Annotated in this window: 22 protein-coding genes; 11 read left to right on the top strand and 11 right to left on the bottom strand. The window is 69.5% G+C overall.

The annotated features are described in order from the left end of the window. From Q7T09_RS09750 to Q7T09_RS09740, 3 genes are all read left to right on the top strand, one after another. A partial coding sequence (locus Q7T09_RS09750; RefSeq protein WP_304699409.1) for an SEC-C metal-binding domain-containing protein occupies positions 1-863 on the top strand: 863 nt, incomplete at its 5' end. Next, entirely contained in the window at positions 864-1,661 is a 798-nt protein-coding gene (locus Q7T09_RS09745; RefSeq protein WP_304699408.1) for a class I SAM-dependent methyltransferase, read from the top strand. Between the two features lie 81 nt (positions 1,662-1,742). Then, positions 1,743-3,014 carry a flavin-dependent oxidoreductase gene (locus Q7T09_RS09740; protein WP_304699407.1) on the top strand — a complete coding sequence of 424 codons (1,272 nt, stop codon included), beginning with the start codon at positions 1,743-1,745 and terminating at the stop codon, positions 3,012-3,014. Between the two features lie 248 nt (positions 3,015-3,262). Here the strand turns inward: Q7T09_RS09740 and Q7T09_RS09735 are convergent, their stop codons facing one another. From Q7T09_RS09735 to Q7T09_RS09715, 5 genes are read right to left on the bottom strand one after another with little or no spacing between them, the layout of a single operon-like run. After that, positions 3,263-3,646 carry a nuclear transport factor 2 family protein gene (locus Q7T09_RS09735; RefSeq protein WP_304699406.1) on the bottom strand — a complete coding sequence of 128 codons (384 nt, stop codon included), beginning with the start codon at positions 3,644-3,646 and terminating at the stop codon, positions 3,263-3,265. Next, positions 3,643-4,623, bottom strand: coding sequence for an NADPH:quinone reductase (locus tag Q7T09_RS09730; protein ID WP_304699405.1), 981 nt, complete (start codon positions 4,621-4,623; stop codon positions 3,643-3,645). The genes Q7T09_RS09735 and Q7T09_RS09730 overlap by 4 nt, the downstream gene beginning before the upstream one ends. Then, the gene (locus Q7T09_RS09725) at positions 4,620-5,060 is read right to left on the bottom strand and encodes a DoxX family protein (RefSeq protein ID WP_304699404.1); all 441 of its coding nucleotides are present in this window, start codon (positions 5,058-5,060) and stop codon (positions 4,620-4,622) included. Before Q7T09_RS09725 ends, Q7T09_RS09730 begins: the two co-directional genes overlap by 4 nt. A 57-nt stretch (positions 5,061-5,117) precedes the next feature. Further along, positions 5,118-6,506 (bottom strand): carotenoid oxygenase family protein, encoded by a 1,389-nt coding sequence (locus tag Q7T09_RS09720; RefSeq protein ID WP_304699403.1) that lies wholly within the window; start codon positions 6,504-6,506, stop codon positions 5,118-5,120. A 25-nt stretch (positions 6,507-6,531) separates the two neighbouring features. Further along, positions 6,532-7,578, bottom strand: a complete 1,047-nt coding sequence (locus Q7T09_RS09715) for a DUF2855 family protein (RefSeq protein ID WP_304699402.1) — start codon at positions 7,576-7,578, stop codon at positions 6,532-6,534. 86 nt (positions 7,579-7,664) lie between these two features. Here Q7T09_RS09715 and Q7T09_RS09710 point away from each other — a divergent pair, with 86 nt between their 5' ends. From Q7T09_RS09710 to Q7T09_RS09695, 4 genes are all read left to right on the top strand, one after another. Beyond that, a complete protein-coding gene (locus Q7T09_RS09710; protein ID WP_304699401.1) occupies positions 7,665-8,264 on the top strand; it encodes a TetR/AcrR family transcriptional regulator in 600 nt (199 codons plus the stop codon). 65 nt (positions 8,265-8,329) lie between these two features. Continuing rightward, positions 8,330-9,478, top strand: a complete 1,149-nt coding sequence (locus Q7T09_RS09705) for an epoxide hydrolase family protein (RefSeq protein WP_304699400.1) — start codon at positions 8,330-8,332, stop codon at positions 9,476-9,478. 46 nt (positions 9,479-9,524) lie between these two features. After that, positions 9,525-10,532, top strand: coding sequence for a low specificity L-threonine aldolase (locus Q7T09_RS09700; RefSeq protein WP_304699399.1), 1,008 nt, complete (start codon positions 9,525-9,527; stop codon positions 10,530-10,532). Between the two features lie 253 nt (positions 10,533-10,785). Then, on the top strand, positions 10,786-13,872 hold the full coding sequence (locus Q7T09_RS09695; RefSeq protein ID WP_304699398.1) for a TonB-dependent receptor domain-containing protein: 3,087 nt from the start codon (positions 10,786-10,788) through the stop codon (positions 13,870-13,872). Positions 13,873-13,935: 63 nt separating this feature from the next. Here the strand turns inward: Q7T09_RS09695 and Q7T09_RS09690 are convergent, their stop codons facing one another. The 4 genes from Q7T09_RS09690 to Q7T09_RS09675 form a co-directional block, all read right to left on the bottom strand. Then, complete coding sequence (locus tag Q7T09_RS09690) at positions 13,936-15,636, bottom strand: alpha/beta fold hydrolase (RefSeq protein WP_304699397.1); 1,701 nt, start codon at positions 15,634-15,636, stop codon at positions 13,936-13,938. A 72-nt stretch (positions 15,637-15,708) separates the two neighbouring features. Beyond that, entirely contained in the window at positions 15,709-16,704 is a 996-nt protein-coding gene (locus tag Q7T09_RS09685; protein WP_370689226.1) for an NAD(P)H-dependent flavin oxidoreductase, read from the bottom strand. Positions 16,705-16,776: 72 nt separating this feature from the next. Continuing rightward, positions 16,777-17,166, bottom strand: a complete 390-nt coding sequence (locus Q7T09_RS09680; protein WP_304699396.1) for a lysozyme inhibitor LprI family protein — start codon at positions 17,164-17,166, stop codon at positions 16,777-16,779. Further along, entirely contained in the window at positions 17,163-18,125 is a 963-nt protein-coding gene (locus Q7T09_RS09675; RefSeq protein ID WP_304699395.1) for an acetyl-CoA carboxylase carboxyltransferase subunit alpha, read from the bottom strand. The genes Q7T09_RS09680 and Q7T09_RS09675 overlap by 4 nt, the downstream gene beginning before the upstream one ends. A 135-nt stretch (positions 18,126-18,260) precedes the next feature. Between Q7T09_RS09675 and Q7T09_RS09670 the strand changes: the two genes are divergently transcribed. The 4 genes from Q7T09_RS09670 (at position 18,261) to Q7T09_RS09655 (ending at position 21,663) form a co-directional block, all read left to right on the top strand. Beyond that, on the top strand, positions 18,261-18,818 hold the full coding sequence (locus tag Q7T09_RS09670; protein ID WP_304699394.1) for an SRPBCC family protein: 558 nt from the start codon (positions 18,261-18,263) through the stop codon (positions 18,816-18,818). Then, positions 18,815-19,750 carry a methyltransferase gene (locus tag Q7T09_RS09665; protein WP_304699393.1) on the top strand — a complete coding sequence of 312 codons (936 nt, stop codon included), beginning with the start codon at positions 18,815-18,817 and terminating at the stop codon, positions 19,748-19,750. Before Q7T09_RS09670 ends, Q7T09_RS09665 begins: the two co-directional genes overlap by 4 nt. Positions 19,751-19,814: 64 nt before the next feature. Next, positions 19,815-20,801, top strand: coding sequence for a hypothetical protein (locus Q7T09_RS09660; RefSeq protein ID WP_304699392.1), 987 nt, complete (start codon positions 19,815-19,817; stop codon positions 20,799-20,801). A 127-nt stretch (positions 20,802-20,928) separates the two neighbouring features. Next, complete coding sequence (locus Q7T09_RS09655) at positions 20,929-21,663, top strand: glycine zipper 2TM domain-containing protein (protein WP_304699391.1); 735 nt, start codon at positions 20,929-20,931, stop codon at positions 21,661-21,663. A 68-nt stretch (positions 21,664-21,731) separates the two neighbouring features. On the opposite strand, the gene Q7T09_RS09650 is transcribed toward Q7T09_RS09655, so the two are convergent. Continuing rightward, a complete protein-coding gene (locus Q7T09_RS09650) occupies positions 21,732-22,646 on the bottom strand; it encodes a site-specific tyrosine recombinase XerD (protein ID WP_304699390.1) in 915 nt (304 codons plus the stop codon). Next, positions 22,643-23,953, bottom strand: a complete 1,311-nt coding sequence (locus tag Q7T09_RS09645) for a hypothetical protein (protein WP_304699389.1) — start codon at positions 23,951-23,953, stop codon at positions 22,643-22,645. Before Q7T09_RS09645 ends, Q7T09_RS09650 begins: the two co-directional genes overlap by 4 nt. Between the last annotated feature and the right edge of the window lie 66 nt (positions 23,954-24,019).

Below are 24,019 nucleotides of genomic sequence, written 5' to 3'. Positions count from 1 at the left end.
TGAACGGCGCCATCGCCACGGCCCAGAAGCGCGTCGAGCAGCGCAACTACGAGATCCGCAAGAACCTGCTGAAGTACGACGACGTCGTGAACGACCAGCGCAAGGCGGTGTTCGAGCAGCGCGCCGAGTTCATGGACGCCGCCGACCTGTCCGACGTCATCAACGAGATGCGCCAGGACACCATCGAGGACCTAGTGACCCGCCACCTGCCGCCCAAGGCCTATGCCGAGCAGTGGGACGTGGCCGGCCTGCACGAGCACGTGGTCGCCATGCTGGGCATGGACCTGCCGATCGCCCAGTGGGCGGCCGAGGAGGGCATCGCCAACGAGGAGATCCAGGAGCGCATCCAGAAGGCCGCCGACACCCGCGCCGCCGAGCGCGAGGCCGCGGTCAGCCCTGAGCAGATGCGCACCATCGAGAAGAGCTTCCTGCTGCAGATGGTGGACCTTCAGTGGCGCGAGCACCTGATGCACCTGGACCACCTGCGCAACGTCATCGGCCTGCGCGGCTACGCCCAGCGCGATCCCCTGAACGAGTACAAGACCGAAGCCTTCTCCCTGTTCGAGAAGCTGCTGGTGGACCTGCGCCAGAACGTGACCCGCTGGCTGATGACGGTGGAGTTCAGCTACGCCGAGCCGGAGGAGCCCGCGCCGCTCTCCAACTACACCGAGGTCCACATGGACCCGCTCACCGGCGAGAATGCCGCCGAGATGGGCGCCCTGCCCGACGGGCTGTCGGTGGAGCAACGCCAGGCCCTGCCGCTGTCGGCTCTGCCGGACGGCTGGCAGCAGACCGGGCGCAACTCGCCCTGCCCCTGCGGCTCGGGCAAGAAGTTCAAGCACTGCCACGGGGCGCTGATCTAGGTGTCAGGCTTCCTGCTGGAGGTCGATGGCGTCTGCCCGGTCTGCGAACAGCAGGCCACCTTCACCGCCAAGGACGAGTGGCTGCGCGACCATTTCCTGTGCGGGAATTGCGGCAGCCAACCCCGCGAACGGGCGCTGATGAAGGTCCTGGCCGACCTGCGCCCCGACTGGCGGAGCCTGGCCATCCATGAGAGCTCGCCGGGCACGGCGGCCAGCCGCCGGCTGGCGGCCGAGGCGCCGGGCTATGTGTCCAGCCACTACGGCCCCGACGTGCCCCTGGGCGCCGCTCATCCGCAATGGGGCTGGCGCTGCGAGGATCTGGAGAACCAGACCTTCCCCGACAAGAGCTTCGACCTGGTGGTGACCCAGGACGTGTTCGAGCACCTGTTCGCGCCCGACCGGGCCATCGCCGAGGTGGGGCGCACGCTCAAGCCCGGCGGATTCCACATCTGCACCGTGCCAATCGTCAACAAGGCCGCGCCCTCGGTGCGGCGGGCCCGGCGCGACCGGCAGGGCAAGGTCGAGCACCTGATGGAGCCGGTCTATCACGCCAATCCCATCGACGTTCAGGGCTCCCTGGTGACCGTCGACTGGGGCTATGACATCGCCGACTACCTGGACGAGGCCAGCGGGCTCTCCACCACCATCTGGACCCTGGACGACATGAGCCGGGGCATCCGGGCTGAGTACATCGAGGTGCTGGTCTCCCGCAAGGAGCCCCAGTCCCAGGTCACCCCCGACGGCCTGCCGGCGCCCTGGAAGGGCGTCCGTGAGACGATCCGCCGCCTGCTGAGCTGACCGCCGAGCCCGCATCCAGGCTTGCGCCCTCGCCCCCGCCCGCCTAGCAAACGAGCGCAATTACGGGGAAGGTTCAACTATATGCGTGTCGTCATTGTCGGCGCCGGGATCGGCGGCCTCACCCTGGCGCTCAGCCTGCACGCCGCCGGGATCGAGGCGGAGGTCTACGAGGCCGCCCAGGAGATCCTGCCCCTGGGGGTCGGGATCAATGTCCTGCCCCATGCGGTGCGGGAGCTGACGGACCTCGGCCTCGCCGAGCGGCTGGCCGACAACGGCGTGGCCACCGAGGCCCTGATGTACGCCAACAGGTTCGGCCAGGAGATCTGGCGCGAACCGCGCGGGCGCCACGCCGGCTACAACTGGCCGCAATATTCGATCCATCGCGGGGTGCTGCAGCTCTTGCTGTTCAACGCCGTGCGCGAGCGCCTGGGCAAGGGCGCGGTGCGCCTGGACCACGAGGCGACCGGCGTCGAGACGGGCGAGGACGGCGCCACGGTGCGCTTCCGCTCGCGGACGACGGGCGCCGACCTGCCCAGCGCGCGAGGCGACGTGGTGGTGGCCGCCGACGGCATTCACTCGGCCCTGCGCGCCCAGTTCTATCCCGACGAGGGGCCGCCGATCTGGAACCGCCGGGTGCTGTGGCGTGGGGTGACCGAGGGCGCGCCCTTCCTGGGCGGGGCCACCATGGTCATGGCCGGCCACCAGGACATGAAGTTCGTCTGCTACCCCATCGACCCGAAGGCCGAGGGGCGAGGGACCTCCACGATCAACTGGATCGCCGAGCTGCGTTTCCCCGAAACGGTGGAGTGGCGCCGCGAGGACTGGAACCGCAAGGGCGAGCTGGCCGACTTCCTGCCCCGGTTCGAGACCTGGGACTTCGGCTGGCTGGACGTGCCCGACATCATCCGCGGGGCGAGCCAGGTCTACGAATACCCCCTGGTGGACCGCGACCCCGTGGAGCGCTGGACCTTCGGCCGCACGACCCTGCTGGGGGACGCGGCCCATCCCATGTACCCGATCGGCTCCAACGGGGCCTCCCAGGCCATCCTGGACGCCCGGACGCTGGCCTATGAGCTGGCGACCCGGGCCGACGTCGACGCGGCCCTGGCGGCCTATGAGGGGGCCAGGCGGCCCGCCACCAGCCGCATCGTGCTCTCCAACCGAGGCAACGGCCCGGAACAGGTCATGCAGATGGCCGAGGAGCGGGCGCCCAAGGGCTTCTCCCACGTCCACGACGTGATCAGCCGCGAGGAGCTGGAGGCGACCGCTGGGGAGTACAAGAAGCTGGCCGGCTTCGATCGCGAGGCGCTGAACAGCCGGGCCTCGCTGATCCCGGCGAGGGTCAAGGCCTAGCCCTGACCCGCCCATCCCGGCCTTCGCCGAGATGGGCCGATAGGTCTAGCTGAAGGCGTGACCGGACCAGGTCGACATCGCCATGCTGATCGTCACGCCGAGCGTCAGCAGCGGCCAAAGGATTTTCACGTCTATCTCCAAGAGCAGGATCGTCGCCGGGGGAGCGGCGACGATCCTGATATGGTGCGAGCTTGGCCTTTGCGGGAGGGGTCAAGATTGCAGACCCGCTCTGCAGGACTGCATGGGTCTCAGGCGGCGGCGAGCGTCACATAGAGCTCGGACTCGATCACCCACTGGCCGGTGACCTTCTTCCAGACCGCCAGATAGATCCCGGTCAAGGTGGGCGACCCGCGCCAGGTGGCGACCCAGGTTCCGGTCTCGGCGGCGCGGGCCTCCTCCTGGTCGGGGCGGACGGCCTCGGTGGTGCGCAGGTAGGTGACGAAGCTCGCGTCGCGGAACTGAGCTTCGAAGGCTGCCAGCACCGCCTCGATCCCCACCAGCAGGCCGCCGTCCCCGGAAATCAGGTTGATGTCGGACGCGAGGAAGGGGCGCAGGCGCGCGGCCTCGTGGGACGCGATCAGCTTGTTGGTCAGCTTGCGCCGGGCGCGGATGGCGGTCTCGGCCGGGGTCACGGCTCCACCACCACGGTGCCGATCTTGCCGCCGGACTCCACCAGCTCGTGGGCGCCGGCGCAGTCGGCCAGGGGGAAGCGGCCCGCCACGGAGAGGATGCGCTCCCCGGTCGCGATCCAGCGGGTGATGTCGGCTTGCGCCCGCCTGCGGGCCTCGTGGGGCGTCACCGGCAGGTAGACGCCGTGGACGCCGAGGTTCAGCCCCATGACCGCGCCCGCCGGAACGACCGGCTCACGATTGCCTTTGGTGGCGTAGAAGGCCACCGAGCCGTTCATCCGCAGCACCTGCAGGGTGGTGGCGATGTTGCCGCCGAAGTCGACGTCGACGACGTGGTGGACACCCTCCCCGTCCGTCAGATCCCGGACGCGCCGGGCGACCTTTTCCTGGCGGTAGTCGATGACGTGGTCGGCGCCGCCGGCCAAGGCGCGCTCGCCCTTCTCGTCGGAACTGACGGTGGCGATCACGGTGGCGCCGGCCCACTTGGCGAGCTGGACGGCGTAGTGGCCCACGGCGCCGGCGCCGCCAGTCACCAGCACGGTGCGACCCTGGACCGGGCCTGCCACGAACAGGCTGCGATGGGCGGTCATGCAGGGGATGCCGAGGGTCGCGCCCTGCGCGAACTCGACGCTGTCGGGCAGCTCCATCAGCAGGTCTGTGTCGAGCTCGATATATTCAGCCGCCGAGCCGAAGGCCCGGCCATTGCGCTGGCCGTTGTAGAACCAGACTCGCTTGCCGACCCAGGTCTGCGCCACGCCGGGGCCCACCGCCTCGACCACGCCGGCGCCGTCGCTGTTGGGGGTGATGCGCGGATAGGCCATGGCGGCGGGGCCGGCGCGCATGCCGGCGTCCGACGGGTTCACCCCGGACGCCTTCACACGGATCAGGGCGTGGCCGTGGCCGGGCTCCGGGGTCGGCCGCTCGCCATACTCCAGCACCTCGCGAGCCGGGCCGGTGCGGTCGTACCAGATCGCCTTCATGTCGCGCTCCGCTTGAAGGGCCAGTCGATCACGCCGCCGACGAACAGGGCCCACCAGACGAAGATCGGCTGAAAGGCCAGGCGGGGTCCGTGGCGCCACCAGCTTGAGGGAAGACCGCTCGGGGCCACCCCGGCGAAGGCGTGGTGCAGGTTGGCCGGATAGACGCAGACGGCGTAGAGCGCCAGCATGACGCCCGACGCCCATCGCAGGCGCGGGATCAGTAGGCCGATCGCGCCAAGGATTTCGCAGACCCCGGTGATCAGCACGACCTCCAGCGGATACGGGACCCAGGCCGGCATGATCGCCAGGAAGCCCTGGGCGCCGCGCAGGTGCGCCAGGCCAACCACCCCATAGGTCAGGGCTAGCAGCCACCGCAGCCCCATCCGCAGGCGCGGGTGGGATCGGGACGGATCGGGAGTCACAAACAGGGCGGTCATCGGACCGACCATCGCGGCGAGCCGGCCGAGGGGCAAGCCCTCGGCCGCTTTGAAGACCTAGTCGGCCACCCAGTTGCCGTGGAAGCCGAAGGGCACGCGGCGGGGCATGTGGGCCATGCCGATGGGACCCTTGGCCACGTCCAGGGCGTCGAAGACCACGAAGTCGCTGCGGTCCTCGGCGGCCCGATAGACCACCGCCGTCAGCCAGCCGTCGCCCTCGGCCGCGTCGGCGGAGCGCGGCGTGAAGACCGGCTCGGAGGTCAGGTCGCCGCCGGTGAAGGCGTGGACCTGCCGCTTGCCGGTGGCCAGGTCGATGTGGGCGATGGCGTTGAGCTTGACCGATTTCGAGTTGGTGGTGTCGCCGGCATAGAAGCCGTGGCGATAGGCGCTGCCGGCCAGGCGCTCGTCGAAGCGGGGGAACTCGCAGTCGAGGTCGTCGATGGCCTCTTCCTTGATGGCGTCGCTGGCGCCCGACAGGTCGAAGGTCCAGCGATAGAGGCGCGCCGCGGTGCGCAGGCCCGGCGAGCCGTCGGCCATGGGGAACAGGGGGGCGGCGTCGTAGCGCGCCACCTCGGCGACGATCTTGCCGTCAACCTCATGGGCGTTCATCGGGTGGAAGACGTAGCAGGCCGCCACGTTGAACCAGCGGATCGTGGAGACGTCGGCGTCGCGGCGCATGACCCCGACATAGCCGCCCTTCTCCGGCTCCCAGGCATAGGGGGGCAGGCCCTTCATGGCCCGCTCCAGGCTGCCGGTCAGCGGCAGGACCGGGAACAGCACGTAGTTCTCGGTGACCAGGAAGTCGTGGATCATGGCCGAATAGGGCGCCTGGAAGTCCGAGCGGCGGGTGACCACGCCCTTGGCGTCGGTGACTCCGTAGCTCATCCCGGCCGAAAGCGGCATATCGCCGACGCCATAGCCGAACCACACCATCTCGCCGGTCTTGGGGTCGATCTTCGGGTGGGCGGTGACCCGGCCCTTGTACTGTTCGACATAGCCCTTGGGGGCCATGGTCCCCGGGGCGACCTCGAAGGGCATGTGGCCTTCCTCCAGGGCCAGCAGATGGCCGGCGTGCCAGAGGATGTTGGTGTTGGCCACGCCGCCGTCCTTGCCGGCGGCCAGCGGGTCGCTGAGCATGGGGTTGAAGCCGCCGAACAGGGACCGGCCGTGTTCGTGCTCCAGCTCCCACTTGGGCGTGCGGACATAGCGGTTACGGTAGCTGACCTTGCCATCCTCGACCCGGAAGGCGTGCAGCATGCCGTCGCCGGTGAACCAGTGATAGTTGGGGTCCCGCGGCTCGAACTGCGGATTGGGGCCGGTGCGGTAGAGCGTGCCGCGAAGGCCCGCCGGAATCTCGCCGGTGACGGCCAGATCGAAGTCGTCCTCCGACCGCACGGGGGCGAAGTTGCCCGACAGATAGGGGTTGATGCGAACCTCGCCGTCCATGGCGTGTCTCCCTCTGATGACCGGTTCAGCCCGGCGTTATGATGTGTCCGTCCTGCGGCCGAACGCGGCCTTCCAGGACCTGGTGATAGGCCTCGGTAAGGCCCTGGGCGCCTTGGTGACACACCAGGCTCAGCCAGGGGTTGGCGGCGACGAAGCCGCGCAGGCCCTTGTCGAACCGGGTCTCCACCTCCCCCGGGCCCCAGTCGGCCATGCGCTTGCGGATCTGGTCCGGCGCGAAGAACAGGGTGGGCGTGGGCCCGACGATGGCGGCGTCCTCGCGTCCGGCTTCCCAGTGGGTGGCGCCGACGATGAGGCTGCGGGTCAGGGTCGCACCCAGGGCGGCGTGCACCGCCGCGGTGGTGGCCCGGTCGCCGGCGAAGTCCACGAAGGCGGCGGAACCGGCGGTCTTGAGCGAGCCCACCTGATCGTAGGTCAGGACCTTGTCATAGAGGCCCAGGCCCGCGATGGCCGCGGCGTTGGCGGGCGAGGAGAGACCGATGACCTCCAGGCCGCGCGCCTTGGCGAACCAGGCCAGGCCCATGGCGGTCTTGCTCGAGGCGCTGGAGAGCACCAGCGACTTCAGGCCGGCGTCCTCCCCCAGGAAGTCGTCCAGCAGGAAGGAGGTCATCAGCAGGGGCCGCAGCAGGGCGCGATGGTCGTCCAGGGGATCGGCGGGCGCCTCGGCATAGGCGTTGTAGGTCGGCGGCAGCTCGGCGCGGTGGGGCGCCCGGTCGACGAAGCCGGCGCGGCCCTTGGCGAGCTGCATGGTGAAGGCGCTCGACATGGGCAGGTAGCCGAACAGGCGCAGGCCGACCGGGGCCTCGGGGACCTTCGACTCGACGATGGTGGCGAAGCCCCAGACCGGGATGCGGCCCTGGCCCTCGGGGGCCGGGAAGAACTTCCAGTAGCCGAAGGAGTCGCCCATCAGGCCGTAGGTCACGTTGTTGGCGGTGAACGAGAACCGCTCGACCCGGAGGCGAACCTCGCCGTCGGCCAGGGGCGGCGCCTGCGCCGGCGCGATTCGCGCCTTGCGCAGGTCCTTGCGGTCCACCAGCAGGTCCCAGTCACCCATCGTCCGCCCTTGTATTTTCTTACGTTGTAAATTTATTGCGTAAGAGGTAACGCCTTGCAAGCGAATTGTTTGCTAGAGTTTCCGGTATGCCGCGCGTTCTATCCGAGACCGATGTCGCCGAGTTCCGGGAGCGCCTGTGCGTGGCCGCCGAAAGGCTGTTCGCCGAGCGGGGGCCTGACGCGGTGACCATGCGCCAGCTGGCCGCCGAGCTCGGGGTCAGCCCCATGACCCCCTACCGCTACTTCGCCGACAAGGAGGACATCCTGGCGGCGGTGCGCACCAACGGATTCAACCGGTTCGCCGAAGCCCTGGAGACCGCCTACGCCTCGGCCAAGGGCGCGCGGGCCAAGGGGGCGGCGGTGGGCGAGGCCTATCTGAACTTCGCCTTCGAGCACCCTCAGACCTACAAGCTGATGTTCGACCTCGATCAGCCGCACGTCGAGAAATATCCCGATCTGGTGGCGGCGGGACACCGGGCCCACGAGACCCAGACCCAGTACGTCAAGACCCTGGTGGCCGATGGCGTGCTGGCGGGCGACCCCGAGGAGATCGGCAAGATGTTTTGGGCCGCGGCCCACGGCGCGGTGGGCCTGGAGCTGGCCGGCAAGCTGCCACCCGGCGCGGCCCGCGAGCTGCACCGCCACCTGAACCACGCCCTGGCCCGGGGCCTGCGCCCGGGAAACTAGCTCCACGCTTGACCGCCCCAGCGTCACTGGCCGAGCTTGCCGCCAAATCATAAGAGGAGGCGCGCGTGGCCGAGATCCAACCGTTTGAAGTCCGCTGGGCCGAGGCCGACGTCCAGGCCGTGCTGGACCAGGTGCGCGCCTATCCCTGGCCGGCGATCCCGGAGGTTCCGGACGGCTGGGCCTATGGCTGCGACGGCGCCTATCTGAAGGGACTCTGCGAGCACTGGACCGAGCGCTACGACTGGCGCTCGGCGGTGGCCGACCTCAACCGCTTCCCGCAGTTCACCGCCAAGGTCGAGGACTACGACCTGCATTTCCTGCATGTGGTGGGCGAGGCCGGCGGCAAGCGGCCCCTGCTGGTGACCCACGGCTGGCCCGGCTCCCACTACGAGTTCTGGGGCGCCATCGAGAAGCTGGCCTTCCCCTCCCGCTTCGGCGGGGACGCCAAGGACGCCTTCGACCTGGTGATCCCCTCCCTGCCCGGCTTCGGCTTCTCCTCCAAGCCCGTCCGCCCCATCGGCCAGAGGACCACGGCGCGTCTGTTCAACACCCTGATGACGGACGTCCTGGGCTATCCCAGCTACATCGCCCAGGGCGGCGACTGGGGGGCCATGGTGACCTCGTGGCTGGGCCACGATCACGGCGCCCAGGTTCGCGCCATCCACCTGAACATGATGGCCTTCCGCCCCTTCGGCGGCCCTCAGACCCCCGACGAGATCGCCTGGCTCACCCGCCAGGGCGCCATGATGGACGTCATGGGCGCCTATTTCCGGCTGCAGGCCTCCAAACCCCAGTCGCTGGCCTGGATGGGGGCGGGCAATCCGGTGGGCCAGGCCGCCTGGATCGCCGAGCGCTTCCACGACTGGTCGGACCTTCGCGAGAAGTCCCTGGATCAGGCCCACCCCAAGGACCGGATGCTCACCAACATCATGATCTATGTGATGACCGGCAGCTTCGCGACCGGCGCCTGGTACTATCGCGGCCTGCTGGAGGAGGGCGGGATCGCCTTCCAGGAAGGCGAGCGCTGCGAGACCCCCACCGCCTTCGCCAACTTCCCCGGCGAACCGCTCTACACCGCCCCGCCGCGCTCCTGGGCCGACCGGGCCTACAACATCACCCGCTGGACCGAGATGCCCCGCGGCGGGCATTTCGCGGCCATGGAGGAGCCGGACCTCTTCGTCGCCGACGTGCGGGACTGGGGACGAGGCGTCTAAGCGCAAAAGCGGTTTCCAAGGACGCGGGATCGGTTCTATTCGGCGGATGGCCCGATACGACTTCGCATCCGACAACACCGCCCCCGCCACGCCCGAGGCGATCAACGCCCTGGTGGCCGCCAACACCGGCGCGACCTCCGGCTACGGCTCCGACCCCATCACCCGGCAGGGGGCCGACGCGGTGCGCGCCCTGCTGGACGCCGACGCCACGGTGCGGTTCGTGGCCTCGGGCACGGCGGCCAACGCCATCTCGCTCGCCACCCTGTGCCAGCCCTTCGAGGCGGTGCTCTGCCACGAGCATTCCCACGTCGCCACCGACGAGACCGGGGCGCCGGGCTTCTTCGGCCACGGCCTGGGGATGATCGGCCTGCGCGGCGCCTCGGGACGGATCGACCCGGCCAGTCTGACGGCGCCCCTGGCGGCCCCCGACCAGCCCCACTGGCAGGCGCCGGCGGCGCTCTCGGTCACCAACGCCACCGAGTACGGCACGGTCTATTCGGTCGAGGCCCTGAAGGCCCTGATCGAGCCGGTGAAGGCCAAGGGCTACCGGGTCCACCTCGACGGCGCGCGCCTGGCCAATGCGGCGGCGGCCGGCTTCGACCTGAAGGCCATCAAGGGCCTGGGGGTCGACATCCTGGTGGTGGGCGGGACCAAGGCGGGAATGACCCCCTCGGAGGCGGTGGTGATCTTCGACCCCGCCCTGGCCCGCCGGCTCGACGCGCGGCTGAAGCAGTCGGGGCAGCTGCCCTCCAAGGGCCGGTTCTACGCCGCCCCCTTCATCGGCATGCTGGCCGACGGCGCCTTCCTGCGCCACGCCGCCCAGGCCAACGCCATGGCCCAGCGCCTGGTGGGCCTCATGCCCTTCCCGCTGGCCCATCCCGTGGAGGCCAACGCGGTCTTCGTGACCATGGACGAGCCCACCCTGAAGCGGCTGCACAAGGCCGGCTGGTTCGTCTACCGGTTCATCGATGGCTCGGTGCGGTTCATGTGCTCCTGGGCCACGACGCCCGAGGCGGTGGACGAGCTGGGCGAGGCGCTCGCCCAAATCGCCTGAAACATTGATTGTGTGCGATAAGTAATTGGCACGAATTGACGCTTTTTCGCCACAACACGGCCGCAATTCGTAACAGGCCCGTAACTTTATCTTTGATCCTGTGACGGCGGCGTGACAGCGTCTGGCACCGCCAAACAACATGTGTCGGCTTCTGGCCTTGATCTCGGAAGGCTGGAGTTCACGCCGCTGTTTGGCCCCATGGCGTGGGATCCAACCCCACATATTCCGCAGCTAGATCAGGCCGGGGGCCCGAATGACCAATCCTATGAAGAACGCCTTGAGAGCGGCTCTGCTCGCGTCCGTCGCTGCGGCCAGCTTCGCCGCGCCGCAATTCGCCTTCGCTCAGACCAATGAAACGGCCAAGTCCGTCGATGTCGAAGAACTGGTCGTCACCGGTTCCCGCATCCGACGCGCCGATCTGACCTCCATCCAGCCCATCCAGGTCATCACGACCGAAACCATCGACAAGCGCGGTTTCACCAACGTCGCCGACGCCCTCAATGAGCTCCCCTCTTCCGGCATCCCGGTGAACGGCATCGGCGACCAGGGCTCCTTCGGCACCGGCCGTCAGTACATCAATATTTTCAACCTTGGCACGAACCGCACGCTCACGCTGGTGAATGGCCGCCGCTTCGTCGGCGGCAACGCTGCGTCCATCTTCACCGGCGCCAATGCTGGCGGCCAGGTGGACTTCAACGTCATCCCCACCGCCCTGATCGACCGGATCGAAACGATCCAGGCCGGCGGCGCGGCGGTCTACGGCTCCGACGCCATCGCGGGCGTCATCAACATCATCACCAAGACCCGCTTCGAGGGCTTCGAGGCCGACGGCCTCTACGGCGTGGCTCAGGAAGGTGACGCGGCGACCTATCGCGCCCGCTTCACCGGTGGAAAGTCCTTCCTCGATGACCGTCTGAACATCCTGGGCAGCTACGAGTACGCCAAGGTCGAGGGCTTGGCCTATACCGACCGCGACGTGACGGCCCGCCAGATCGCCTTCGCCGCCAACCCGCAGAACACCAGCGCGACGGACAACATTCCGGGCACCATCCTGATCCTGAACCGCCGCATTCCGGAGGTCACCACCGGCGGCCTGGCGTTCCGCAACAGCGGTTCATCGCTCGCCAACCTGCTGACCATCGTGGATCCGAGCAATCCGGCCGCACGCGTCACGGCCCAGTTCGGCCCCGGCGGCAACCTGGTGCCCTACAGCACCGGCGCCTTCTATCAGACGTCCATCGCCTCGGGCGGTCAGGGCATGAACCTGGCCGAACTGACTTCGCTGCAGTCGCCGGTGGAACGGCACGTCGTCACAGGTTTTGCGAAGTACGAGTTCACCGACAACATCCGCCTGTCGGGCGAACTGTTCTACAATAAGCAAAAAAGCAACGAGCCCTTCAACCAGCCGATCTACAATGCCGCCCTGTTCGGCGGCAACTCAGCAGCTCTCCGCTTTTCGACCGCCAACCCGTTCCTGACCACCCAGGCCCGCACGGCGATCCTCTCGCAGCCGACCCCGCTTCCGGCGGATACGGCCTCGCCGGGCGATCAAATCTTCTTCCTGGATCGCGCCTCGATCGACATCGGCACCAACAAGACCACCGCCGAGGGCGAAACCCTGCGCGGCGTCCTCAATCTCGACGGCGACCTGCAGCTCTTCGAGCAGAATTTCTACTGGAACCTGTCGGCCAACCGCGGCAGGGCGGAAGGGTTCTTCTCCTCGCCCAACATCAATCAGTCGAAGTTCCTTCTGGCCATCGACGCCGTGCGTGACGGGGGCGGCGCCATCGTCTGCCGCGACGTCGCGGCCCGCGCCGCCGGTTGCGCCCCGCTCAACATGTTCGGCCTGGGGTCTCCGAGCGCCGCGGCCCTGAGCTACGTGCAGGTCCAGTTCCGCAGCGACTTCGAGATCACCCAGACGGTCTATGAAGGCAACTTCGGCGGCGACCTGATCGATCTGCCCGCCGGTCCGCTGAGCTTCAATGTCGGCTTCGAGCACCGCACGGAAGAATCGAGCTTCACGCCGAACGATCCCGCCCGACTTGGAGTCGGCCGCAGCTCCGCCATTACGGCGATCGACGGCAAGTTCGACACCAAGGAATATTACGGCGAAGCCCTGCTGCCGGTGTTCGGCGGCGACTTCACCTTGCCGGGTATGAAGAGCCTGGAGTTCGAGGGGTCCTATCGGAAGATCGACAACTCACAGTCGGGCGAAGACAAGGCCTGGAGCTATGGCTTCCGGTGGAAGCCGGTGGATGACATCATGTTCCGGGCGTCCAAGAGCCGTTCGTTCCGGTCGCCGGCCATCGTTGAACTGTTCCTGCCGACGGCGGCGATCTTCACCTCCGCCACCGACCCCTGTGACCAGCGCAACATCGGCACCGGCCCGAACCCGGCCACTCGGACCGCCAATTGCCAGGCCGCATTCCAGGCGCTGGGCCTGCCCGCAAACTACGCTCTGACCTCGAACGTGCAGTCGGCCACGGTCCAGGGCCAGACTCGGGGCAACCCGAGCCTCCAGAACGAGGTCGCCGAGCAGTGGTCGGCAGGCTTCGTGATCCAGCCTCACTTCGTGCCGGGCCTGGCGATCACCTTCGACTGGACCAACATCGACCTGAACGACGCGATCTTTAACTTCAACCTGAGCTCGATCCTTCAGGTTTGCTACGACTCCCCGACGGCCCAGCCGGATGCGTGCTCCCGCTTCCAGCGCGGCAACGCGGGGTCGGGCGCCCAGGCCGGTCAGATCCTGACCCAGAACCTGCCGGCGGGGATCCCCGGCCCGACCACCGGCTACGTCAACGCCGGCTACATCAACTTCCAGGGCTTCACCTTCGGCATCGACTACGAGATCGACCTGTCGAACCTCTCGGACATCGGCCAATGGTTCGGCGGCAATCCGGGCCGGCTGGGCTTCGGCTTCGACCTGTTCGCGGTGAACAAGCAGCAGACCTCGGTGACGGGCCTGGGCTTCGACCTGAACGACGACAAGAACGAGATCGGCAACTCGGACCTGCAGTGGAAGCTTGAGACCGCTTACGATCGCGATCCCTTCAGCGTGGTCTGGACGGTCAACTATATCGGCCAGTCGGAGTTCAATCACGACTTCACCCTGGAGACGCGTCTCCCGCTGAAGGTGGAGTCCTACATGATCAACGACCTGGCCTTCAGCTACGACCTGACCAAGCTGGTGGGCCAACCGCTGGGCCTCGACAAGATCAAGGCGCGCTTCATCGTGAAGAACGTCGCCGATGTCGAGCCGCCGTACGGGACGACTGGGATCGGCGTCTATGACGTCATCGGCCGCTACTTCGAGTTCGGCCTGAACGCCCGCTTCTAGGCTCGGACGAGCCCCGGAGAGCACGAGAACCCGCCGGCGTTCCACGCCGGCGGGTTTTTCGTGTCAGGCGGCCAGCCAGGCCAGCACCTCGGGCCAGTGCTTGTGGGGCAGGAAGTGGCCGACGCCCGGGAAGGTGCGGACGGTCTGCTGGCGGGCGTTCAGCCAGGCGGTGACGTCGGCGGCGCTGGACATGGGGTCCTCCTCGCCGTGCCAGACGGTGATGGGGGCGGCCAGGCCCGACAGGTCCAGGGTGGGGCTGCGGGCCGAGCACTTGATCTCGTCGGCGATGCCCCGGCTGGTGAGCGCCAGGGACTCCGAGATGTAGTCGACGATGAACTCCAGCACGCCCGGATGGCTGCGCAGATAGGCCGCGTCGCCGGGGGCCGAGGCCGCGGCGCGGACGAACTTCTCCAGCTGCCGGCGGGTGAGCTGCAGGCGCATGACCGCGAAGACCATGTCGGCCAGCCAGGCGTTGCGCAGGATGCGGCGGCGGAACAGCACCACGGCGTGGCCCCTGTCCTGCTCGGTCTCCAGGGTCTGACCCGAAGGCCGGGCGGAGGCCAGCAGCACCCGGCTGGCCAGGGGGCCAAGGTCGCGGGCCGCCATCAGGGCGAAGGGGGCGCCGGACATGAAGGCCGCCACCTGGACCTGGGACAGGCCCTGGTCGCGGCAGAGGTCGGCCAGGTCACGCCCGACGCCCTCATAGCTGAAGTCCGGTCGCGGGTCGGAGCGGCCCGCGCCGGGGCGCTCGGGACAGAGCAGGCGCAGGCCGAGATCCCGGGCCAGGATGTCGGTGCCGCGCGGCATGACGCTACAGCCCAGGCCCTGGTGGACCATCAGCACCGGCCGGCCCCTAGGATCGCCATAAGCCCGCCAGGCCAGGCGGCGGCCGTCGGGCAGGGTCAGGTGGCGGATGGGCGGCGCGGCCTCCACGGCCCCGCGCTCGGTGGCGGCGATGGGCGGGCCCAGCAGGCCGCGGCCGGAGCTTTCCTGGAAGGAGGTGGCCAGGGATCCGAGCTGGGTCAGGGTTCGGATCAGCTCGCTCTGCCGCGACAGGCCCACCTTGTCGAAGATGGCGCGCAACTGGTTGCGGACCGTGTTGAAGCTGACGTTCAGTTCGCCCGCCGCCTCCTTCAGGGTCAGGCCGTCCTTCAGGCGGGCGGCCAGCCGGGTCTCGGCCGGGGTCAGGCCGAAGCTTTCGCGCAGGTTGGCCCACAGGCGGTCGGTGGCCTCCACGGCCGGGAAGACCACCGCGCAGGCGCCCTCCCCCGCGGTCGCGGCGCCGCCGAGGCCGGCGGCCAGGGCGGGGGGCAGGCCGTCGGCGGGGACCACATAGGCGAAGTGGGGCGCTTCGTCATTGGCCTGGGCGAACTTGACGATGACCTGGCGGCCCTGGGTCCCGCGCAGGCGACGGCGGGCCTGGTCGAGGGCCTCGTGGTTGGCGGGATTGAAGAACCTCAGGCCCTGAGCCTCGATGACCCCCAGGCGCTGGTGGAAGACCGCCTCGCCCGCCGCGTTCCAGGCGCTGGCCCCGCCAGCGGCGTTGATCAGCACCACCCCCACCGAGGCGGGCTCGGCCCGGTCGGCGGCGAGGACGGCCAGGCGGGCGGCGCCCTCAGCTTCCGGCGGCGGCTCGCTGGCCTCCACGTCCAGGGCCTGGACGATCTGCTCCCACTTATCGGGTTCGGCGGCGATGGCGTACATCGTCTCGATCACCATCGAGACGTTGGCCTTGGTCTTGGGCGTCAAACTGGGGGGCGGCACGGGCGGGCTGTGTCTCGAAGGCTCGGGGGAACCTTCAGCTTACACAACCCGCGCCGAGAACGACCGCGGATATCAGGCCCTGGCCATCTGCTTCTTGGTGACGAAGCCCGCCAGCCGCCCGGTGATCAGGGCCTCGGCCTCGGCCACGATGCGGGAGATCAGCTCCTCGCAGGAGGGGATGTCGTGGATCAGGCCCTGGATCTGACCGGCCGACCAAATGCCGGCGTCGTTGTCCCCCACCTCGTAGACATTGCGGCCGCGGCTGCCGGCCACCAGTTCGCGGACGTCCTCGAACTTGGCGCCCTGCTTCTCCAGCGCCACCACCTGCTGGCTGACGGCGTTGCGGGCCACCCGGCTGGTGTTGTGCATGGTGCGGAAGATCAGATCGGTGGAGCGCTCGTCATTGGCGACGATCTGCTCCTTGATGGCCTGGTGGATGGGGCTTTCCTTCGTCGCCATGAAGCGGGTGCCCATGTTGATGCCCTCCGCGCCCAGGGCGAGGGCCGCCACCAGGCCGCGCGCATCGCCGAAGCCGCCCGAAGCGATCATCGGGATCTTGATCTTGTCGGCGGCGACCGGGATCAGGATCAGGCCGGGGACGTCATCCTCGCCCGGGTGGCCGGCGCACTCGAAGCCGTGGATGGAGATGGCGTCCACGCCCATCCGCTCGGCCGACAGGCCGTGGCGGACCGAGGTGCACTTATGGACCACGATGATGCCGTGCTTTTTGAACTCGTCGACGTGTTCCTGGGGCTTGTTGCCGGCGGTCTCGACGATCTTGACGCCGCTATCGATGATCGCCTGGCGGTACTCGGCGTAGGGCGGCGGGTTGATGGCCGGCAGGATGGTCAGGTTCACGCCGAAAGGCTTGTCGGTAAGCGTCCGGCAGCGGGCGATCTCCTCGCGCAGCTTGTCCGGCGTCGGCTGGGTGAGAGCGGTGATGAAGCCCAGGCCCCCGGCGTTGGCCACGGCGGCCACCAGCTCGGCGCGGCCGACCCACTGCATGCCGCCCTGGACGATCGGGTGTTCGATCCCGACGAGCTCGGTGAAACGGGTCTTCAGCGCCATGACGTCCTCCCAAACGGATGTTTGAGATCACTCAATCTGTTGAACGGCGTTTGAGCAAGCCGTCCCGTTACGTCAGCGGTCGGGATAGTTCGCCAGCTCGTCGGCGCGTTCGGATGTGCGGTCGAGGACGCACATATTGGCGGTCACCCGGGACAGGGTGCCCCAGTCATCGTCCCAGAGCGATTGGCAGTCAGCGTCCTTGAAGGCGATCCAGGCGCGCTGGGCGGCGCGGAGCTTGACCTTCTGCTCCGGAGTCAGGGCCTTCATGGCCTTGGCGTAGTTCTGGTTCAGCCGCGCGTCCTGCGCCTTCACGGCGTCGCCGATGCACTGGATCTGGCCCATGGTGCTGGCGCCGGCCGGCGAGGCCAGGCAGCGGTCGAGGGCTGTCTGGGGTTTCGGCGCCGCCTGCGCGGTCGCCGGGACCCCGGTCGCCAGCACCGCGGCGATCAGCAGGGCCCTCATTGCAGGCCCGTCCGGCCGATGGCGTAGAAGCGGTCGGCCCGCTGCTTCTTGAGCTCCGGCGCGGTCATCTTGATCAGGCCCGCCAACTCCTCCTCCACCGCGTCCCCCACCGAGGTGATGGTGGCTTCCGGATCTGAGTGGGCGCCGCCTGGGGGCTCGGGGATGACGCGGTCGACGATCTTCATGCCGATCAGGTCCTGGGCGGTGATCTTCAGGGCCTTGGCGGCCTCCTCGGCAGTGCGGGCCCCGCGCCAGAGGATGGAGTTGGCCCCCTCCGGCGGGATCACGGTGTAGATGGCGTGCTCCAGCATCAGCACCCGGTTGCCGCAGGCGATGCCCAGCGCCCCGCCCGAGCCGCCCTCGCCGGTGACCACGGCCACCATGGGCACCCCCAGCATCAGGGACTTCTCGGTTGCCCGCGCGATGGCCTCGGCCACGCCGCGCTCCTCCGAGCCGACGCCGGGATAGGCCGCGGCGGTGTCGACGAAGCTGATCACCGGCAGGTGGAAGCGTTCGGCCATCTCCATCAGGCGGACGGCCTTGCGATAGCCCTCCGGGCGGCCGGCGCCGAAATTGTGCTTCACCCGAGTGACGGTGTCGCGGCCCTTCTCGTTGCCCATGACCACCACCGGCTGGCCGCGGAAACGGCCCAGACCGCCCATGATCGACTGGTCGTCGGCGAACTTGCGGTCGCCGCGCAGCTCCACGAACTCCTCGATCAGGCCGGCGGCGTAGTCGACGAAGTGCGGGCGCTCCGGGTGTCGGGCCACCAGGGTCTTCTGCCAGGCGTCGAGCTTGGAATAGGCCTCGCGGCGCATTTTCTGCGCGCGTTTGCGCAGGGCCTCGATCTCGGTCTCCAGGGCGCCGGACCCGGTGGTCTCCGACAGCTTGGAGAGCTCCTCGATCTTGGTTTCGAGGTCGGCGATGGGGCGCTCGAACTCGAGATAGTGGCCGACCATGCGCGGAATCTTCCTTCCGTTTGCGGAAGCGCCGGAAACTAGGCGGGAACCTTCAGCCTAACAAGTACGTGGCGCGGCGCCAGGTCCCTGTGGGCCCGAACGGGAACGAAATCGGCCCTGAAGACCTCAGCCAGGATGAAATTCGCCCTTCCCCTGCTGTTGGCCGCCGGCCTGGCCTCCCCCGCCCTGGCCGCCGGCGGCTTCAACGCCCCGCCCACCGTGTCGGCGAAGGCCGAGGGCGGCTCGGCCGGGGTGATCCGCGCGGCCATGGACGTGGCCGCCCCGCCCGCCGTGGTCTGGAAGGTGCTGAGCGACTGCGCCGGCGCTCCGCGCTATATGCCCAAGCTGCTCTCCTGCAGGACCCTGGAACGCGACCCTGCCGGCAGGTGGGACGTGCGTGAGCACCGCCTGCGGGGCAACGCCTTCAAGCCGGTGATGCGCAATGTGTTCCGCACGACCCTGGAGCCGCCCCGTCGCCTGGCCTTCCACCGCACCGGCGGGGACTGGAAGCGCTCGGACGGGGAGTGGCAGCTCACCGCGATCCCCGGGGGCACGCACGTGACCTACGAGCTGCACGTGGCCGTCGACGCCCCGGTCCCCGCCGGCATGGTGCGGGGCGCGGTGGCCAAGGGCATGCCCGCCTCCATGCTGGCCCTGCGCAAGGAAGCGCTCGCCCAGGCGCGCGCCTCGTGACGGCGGAGGATGAGGCCCTGGTGGCCCTGCTGCAGGCCCTGAAGGCGCGGGACTACCGGTTCGTCACCCCCACCCCCGACACCCACCGCAAGATGCTGTGGCGGCTGTTCCAGGGCGGACGCCACACCCTGCGCGACGTCTTCGGCTGGAACCGGCCGTTCCGGTCCGGCGACGTGGACAGCGAGATCCTCGACCTGATGCGGGCCGGCGGGGTGTTGGCCGAGCGCGGCCAGCGGCTCTCCAGCAAGGTGCGGGTCGCCAGCCTGGGGGAGGACCTGTTCCTGCACTCGGGCTTCCCGCCCCGGGCCAGGGACGCGGTGTTCCTCGGTCCCGACAGCTATCGATTCGCCGACTTCCTGCGGGCCGAGTTGGGACCCGCACGGCGCATCGTCGACATCGGCGCGGGGGCGGGCGTCGGCGGGATCGCCGCGGCGCGGGTCTGTCCGCAGGCCGCCATCGTGCTGGCCGACATCAATCCCCAGGCCCTGCGCCTGGCGCGGATCAACGCCGCGGCCGCCGTGGTCAGCGCCGAGATCGTCGAGAGCGACGGCCTGGCCAAGGTGATCGGGCCCTTCGACACGGCGATCGCCAATCCGCCCTATCTGCGGGGCTCGGGCGGCCGCACCTATCGCGACGGCGGCGATCTGCTGGGGGCGCGGCTGTCCCTGGACTGGGCGCGGGCGGCGCTCGCGCGCCTGCCGGCCGGTGGCCGCCTGCTGCTCTACACCGGCAGCGCCATCGTCGAGGGGCGCGACCGCCTGAAGGCCGAGCTGGAGACCCTGGCGACCGAGCAGGGAGCGAGCCTACGCTATCGCGAGATCGATCCCGACGTGTTCGGCGGCATGCTGCTGCACCCGGCCTATCGCCGTGTCGACCGCATCGCCGCGGTGGGGGCGGTGATGGAGATGGGAGGGAACGCCTCGCCAGCTTGAGCGTACTGGCCAGGCGGGTTCACTATGGGGTCGTGCCCGGTCTCTGAGACATTGCGAGGCTCCCATGAGCGAACTGCAGACGCCCTCGCCCCTGCTGCCGGGGGCGTCAAGCCTCTCGCCCAAGGGCGGCTGGTTCAGCGACTTCCAGTTCCATCCCGGCGGCCTGACGGTCCACAAGACCGGGACCAAGATTAGGTTGGACGCCACCCTGATCGGGGAGTGCCTCAACTGGTTTGGCTACCACGTGATCGTCCGCGCGCGGTCCTGGTGGCTGATGGCGACGCGGGCGCCGGGGCCGGCCATCTGGTTCGTCCCCGACAAGCCAAGGCCCTGGTACCTGATCTGGGCGGCCATGGCCTGGAGCGGCTGCCGCATGGCGCGCGCGCCGGAGGCCGCCGACGCCTGCTTCCGCTTCGAGGACGCCACCTGGGGCCTGCGGGCCGCGCCCACCCATGAGCGGGCCTTCAACTTCGGCTGCCTGGACGTCTCCAAGAGCCATGTGGCGGCGGTGTTCGAGGCGGTGTTCGGCTATCCCCTGGCCATCGATCCGGAGACCTTCGTCGGCCCGGCCGTGGAGAAGGGCGAACTGAACGGCGTGCACGACGGCCGGGTGATCACCTGTCCGCACCCCCGGACGCCGGGCAAGACCTATCAGAAGCTCGTCGACACCGCGGTCGGCCCCTACATCCACGACCTGCGCACCCCCTGCGTGGGCGGCAAGCCCGTCGTGGTCTGGATCAAGCGCAAACCCGCGGAGAACCGCTTCTCCATCCACAACCTGGCGGTCACCCGCGCGGCGCCGGAGGACATCTACAGTCCCGAGGAGCTGGAGCTGATCGCGCGGTTCGCGGCGCGGATGGGGCTCGATTGGGGCGGCCTGGACATCCTGCGCGACCAGCCCAGCGGCAGGATCTACATCGTCGACGTCAACAAGACCGACGTCGGCCCCGTCATCGCCTTGAGCCTGGCCGACAAGCTGAGATCGACCCAGGCCCTGTCCCTGGCCTTGCTAGAGTTGCTCAAAGGCAAGACGCGCAAGGCGTTGCGGTAATCGAACAGCGTTCGTGCAACTCCGATCACGACTCCACGTTTGGTAAACTGAGGTCAACACGGCCCCAGTGTTCACGTGGCTGCCCAGACGGCGGCTCTACGTCGTTTGTTCGAGGAGAACGTTCACCATGAAGACGCTCAAGACCGCCTTGGTGGCGACGGCGATGCTGGCCATGGCCGCCCCCGCCTTCGCCCAGTACCAGCCCACCCAGCAGTACCAGCGCGACATGCGCAACTACGAGCAGGAGCAGGCCGATTATCAGGCGAAGCTGGCCGACTACGAACGCGCCCGCGCCGACTATGACGCCCGACGCGATCGCTACGAGCGCGACCGCGCCCGCTACGACGCGCGCTACGGCTACGGCGCCTACGCCCGCAATTACGGCCCGGCCCCTGCCTGGGGTTCGGCGGACGCTGACCGTTATGGGCGCGACACGTCCTATACCGGCTCGGCCTATGCCGATCCCTGCCGGTCCTACCGCAACAACAACAGCCAGGTGGCCGGCGGCCTGATCGGCGCCCTGGCCGGCGCGGCCCTGGGGTCCAATATCGCGGCCCGCAACGCCCGGACCGAGGGCGCCGTGCTCGGCGCCGTCGTCGGCGGCGCCCTGGGCGCCAGCATCGGCAAGCAGGCCGGCAAGGCCAAGTGCGACCAGGCCGGCTACTACTACAACTACGCCGAGACCAAGCCCTATCGCGAGAGCCGCTACGACCGCGGTCAGCGCACCGGCCAGTACGACTACAGCTACTACAGCCGCCAGCGCTGCCGCCTAGCCCTGGCGCCGACGGACAACTACGGCGATGAAGTGCGCTACGTCCGCGTCTGCCCCGACAGCCAGGGCCGCTATCGGATCACCGGCTGACCCCCAGCCTGATCCAGAGCCCTGAGGGAAGCCGTCCGCGTGAGCGGGCGGCTTTTCCCGTTTTCAGGTCACGATTTGCGTGACAGCGGATGCTTGCTGGCCACCACCTGGGCCAGGCGGTCGCCGGCCACGTGGGTGTAGATCTGGGTGGTGGCGATGTCGGCGTGGCCCAGCAGTTTCTGCACGACCCGCAGGTCGGCGCCCCCCTCCAGCAGGTGGGTGGCGAAGGCGTGGCGCAGGACGTGGGGGCTGACCCGGGCGGGGTCGATCCCGGCGTCGGCGGCGGCCTCGTCCAGCAGCTGGGCGAAACGGCGCGGCGTCATGCGTCCGGCCTTGCCTCGGGACGGAAACAGCCAGGGATTGGCCAGGTCGCCCTTGGGCAGGAAGGCCTTGCGGACCTCCAGATAGGCCTTCACAGCCGTGCGCGCGGCGTCGTTCAGAGGCGCCAGGCGGTCCTTGCCGCCCTTGCCGGTGACCATCAGATAGGCCGGGTCCCGCGCCAGGGCCGCCAGGGGCAGGGCGGTGAGCTCGGAGATTCTTAGGCCCGAGGCGTAGATCAGCTCCACCACGCAGCCGATCCGCAGGCCCTGGGCGCCGTCCTTGGCGCTGGCGGCGGCGATGATGCGATCCACCTCGTCGCGACTCAGCACCTTGGGCAGGGGCCGGCCGCGCTTGGGGGCGTCCACCCGGCGGGAGGGATCGTCGTTGCGCCAGCCCTCCCCCAGGACGAAGCGGTAGAACTGCCGCACCGCCGCGCGCCGCCGTGAGGCGGTGGCCGGCGACAGACCGCGCGCGCCGAGCGCCGCGAAATAGGCCTCGATGTCCTCAGCCGAAGCGTCCCCGAGGTCGCGGCCGCGCCCGGCCAGGAAGCCCGAGGCGTCGGCGAGGTCCTTACCGTAGGCGGTGATGGTGTTCTTGGCCGCCGCCCGCTCGACGGCCATCATCTCCAGGAAGGCCTCGGCCCAGCCGGACGCGGCGCTCATCGGACGGCCAGCAGGCCTTCGACGGCGAAGGCCCGCGCATCCTCCTCCAGGCCGGCGGCCTTCAGCGCGCGCACGATCCGCGCCCGGTCGCCGGCGGCCGGACCGCCCGCCCCGGCGTCGGCCGAGATCCATAGGGCCAGCAGGGCGGTCTCCCCCGGCAGCTTCTCGGCGCCCGCGAGGTCGAGGGCAAAGGCCCGGGTCGCCGGCGCCTTGGCCTCGGCGGCGGTGAAGCCGGCGAACTGGCCTCGGGCCTGGGGGCTCATGGGGGCGCCGAGGGCGGCCAGCAGCAGGGCGGCCTGCTGGGCCCGGGCGCGGGTCTTGGGATCGGCCACCGCGCCGCGCTCGATCAGGCGGTCCAGGGTCTGGGGATCGGCCTTGCCCGAGGCCGCCGAGATCATGGCGTCCAGCAGGGCGAGGTCGGTGATTGTGGCGCCGGGGATGGTGTCGCCGGTGAGGCCCGCGCGCATCGTCTGGACGGTAGCCAGGTCGCCGGCGGCCAGCGCCGCCATGGCGGCCTTCACCGGTCCCGGGCCGCCCTCGATGGACCAGATGGCGGGGCCCGTGGGATTGGCGGCCAGGGCCGCGGCGACGGCGGGCGAGGCCGGCCCGTTCACCGGCAGACCGAGATTGCGGGTCAGGGCGTAGTCCAGGCCGTTGCGCAGGGCGGGCGCGCCGGGATCGCCGCCGCCCGCCAGCTTGGCGCCCATCAGGCGGCCATAAACAGGATCGCGGGCCTGGCTCTGGGCCAGGTCGAAGGTGAGCTGGGCGACGCCGGAATTGCCCGCCTTGAGCTGGCAATAGGCCCGCAGGCGCAGCCAGTAGGCGTCCTCACGGCCGGCTGTGAGCTTGTCGGAGATGGCGCAGGCGCCGTCGTCGTCTCCCGACAGCAGGGCCGCCTCCGCCCCGGCCTGGGCCAGGACCGGATTCTGATCCAGGCCCGCGGTGCGCGACAGGATGGCCGCGGCGTCCTTGACCCCACCCTGGGCGATCAGGGCGCCGACCCGGGCGCCGGCCACGGCCGCGTCGCGTCCGGCGTCGTCAGGGCCCGCCGCGCCGGTGGCCAGGATCCGTCGCGCCAGGGCCTGGGCGGCCGGGGACAGGGGCTTGGCGGCCAGCAGGGGCAGGACCGTCCGCATCGTCTGGCCCGAGGCGCCACGCCACAGATCCGGCGCAAGTCCGGTCTCCCGGGCGCCGGTGGAGAAGAAGTCGGGGGCCGCCAGGGGCGCGACCTCCACGGCCTGCGCGGAGGCCTGGGCGGCCAGGACGAGGGCGGCCAGGGCCGCCAGGGAAACGCTTCGACCGATCATGGTCCCATCCTAACCCACAGCGCGGGCATTGGCGCGCGGGCTCGCCCTGATGTAGACCTGCGCCGT

Origin of the sequence: Phenylobacterium sp. (assembly GCF_030645195.1) — a bacterium.
Classification (GTDB): domain Bacteria; phylum Pseudomonadota; class Alphaproteobacteria; order Caulobacterales; family Caulobacteraceae; genus Phenylobacterium.
Note: the sequence above shows the minus strand (reverse complement) of the source record. Positions and strands in the feature narration are given on the sequence as shown.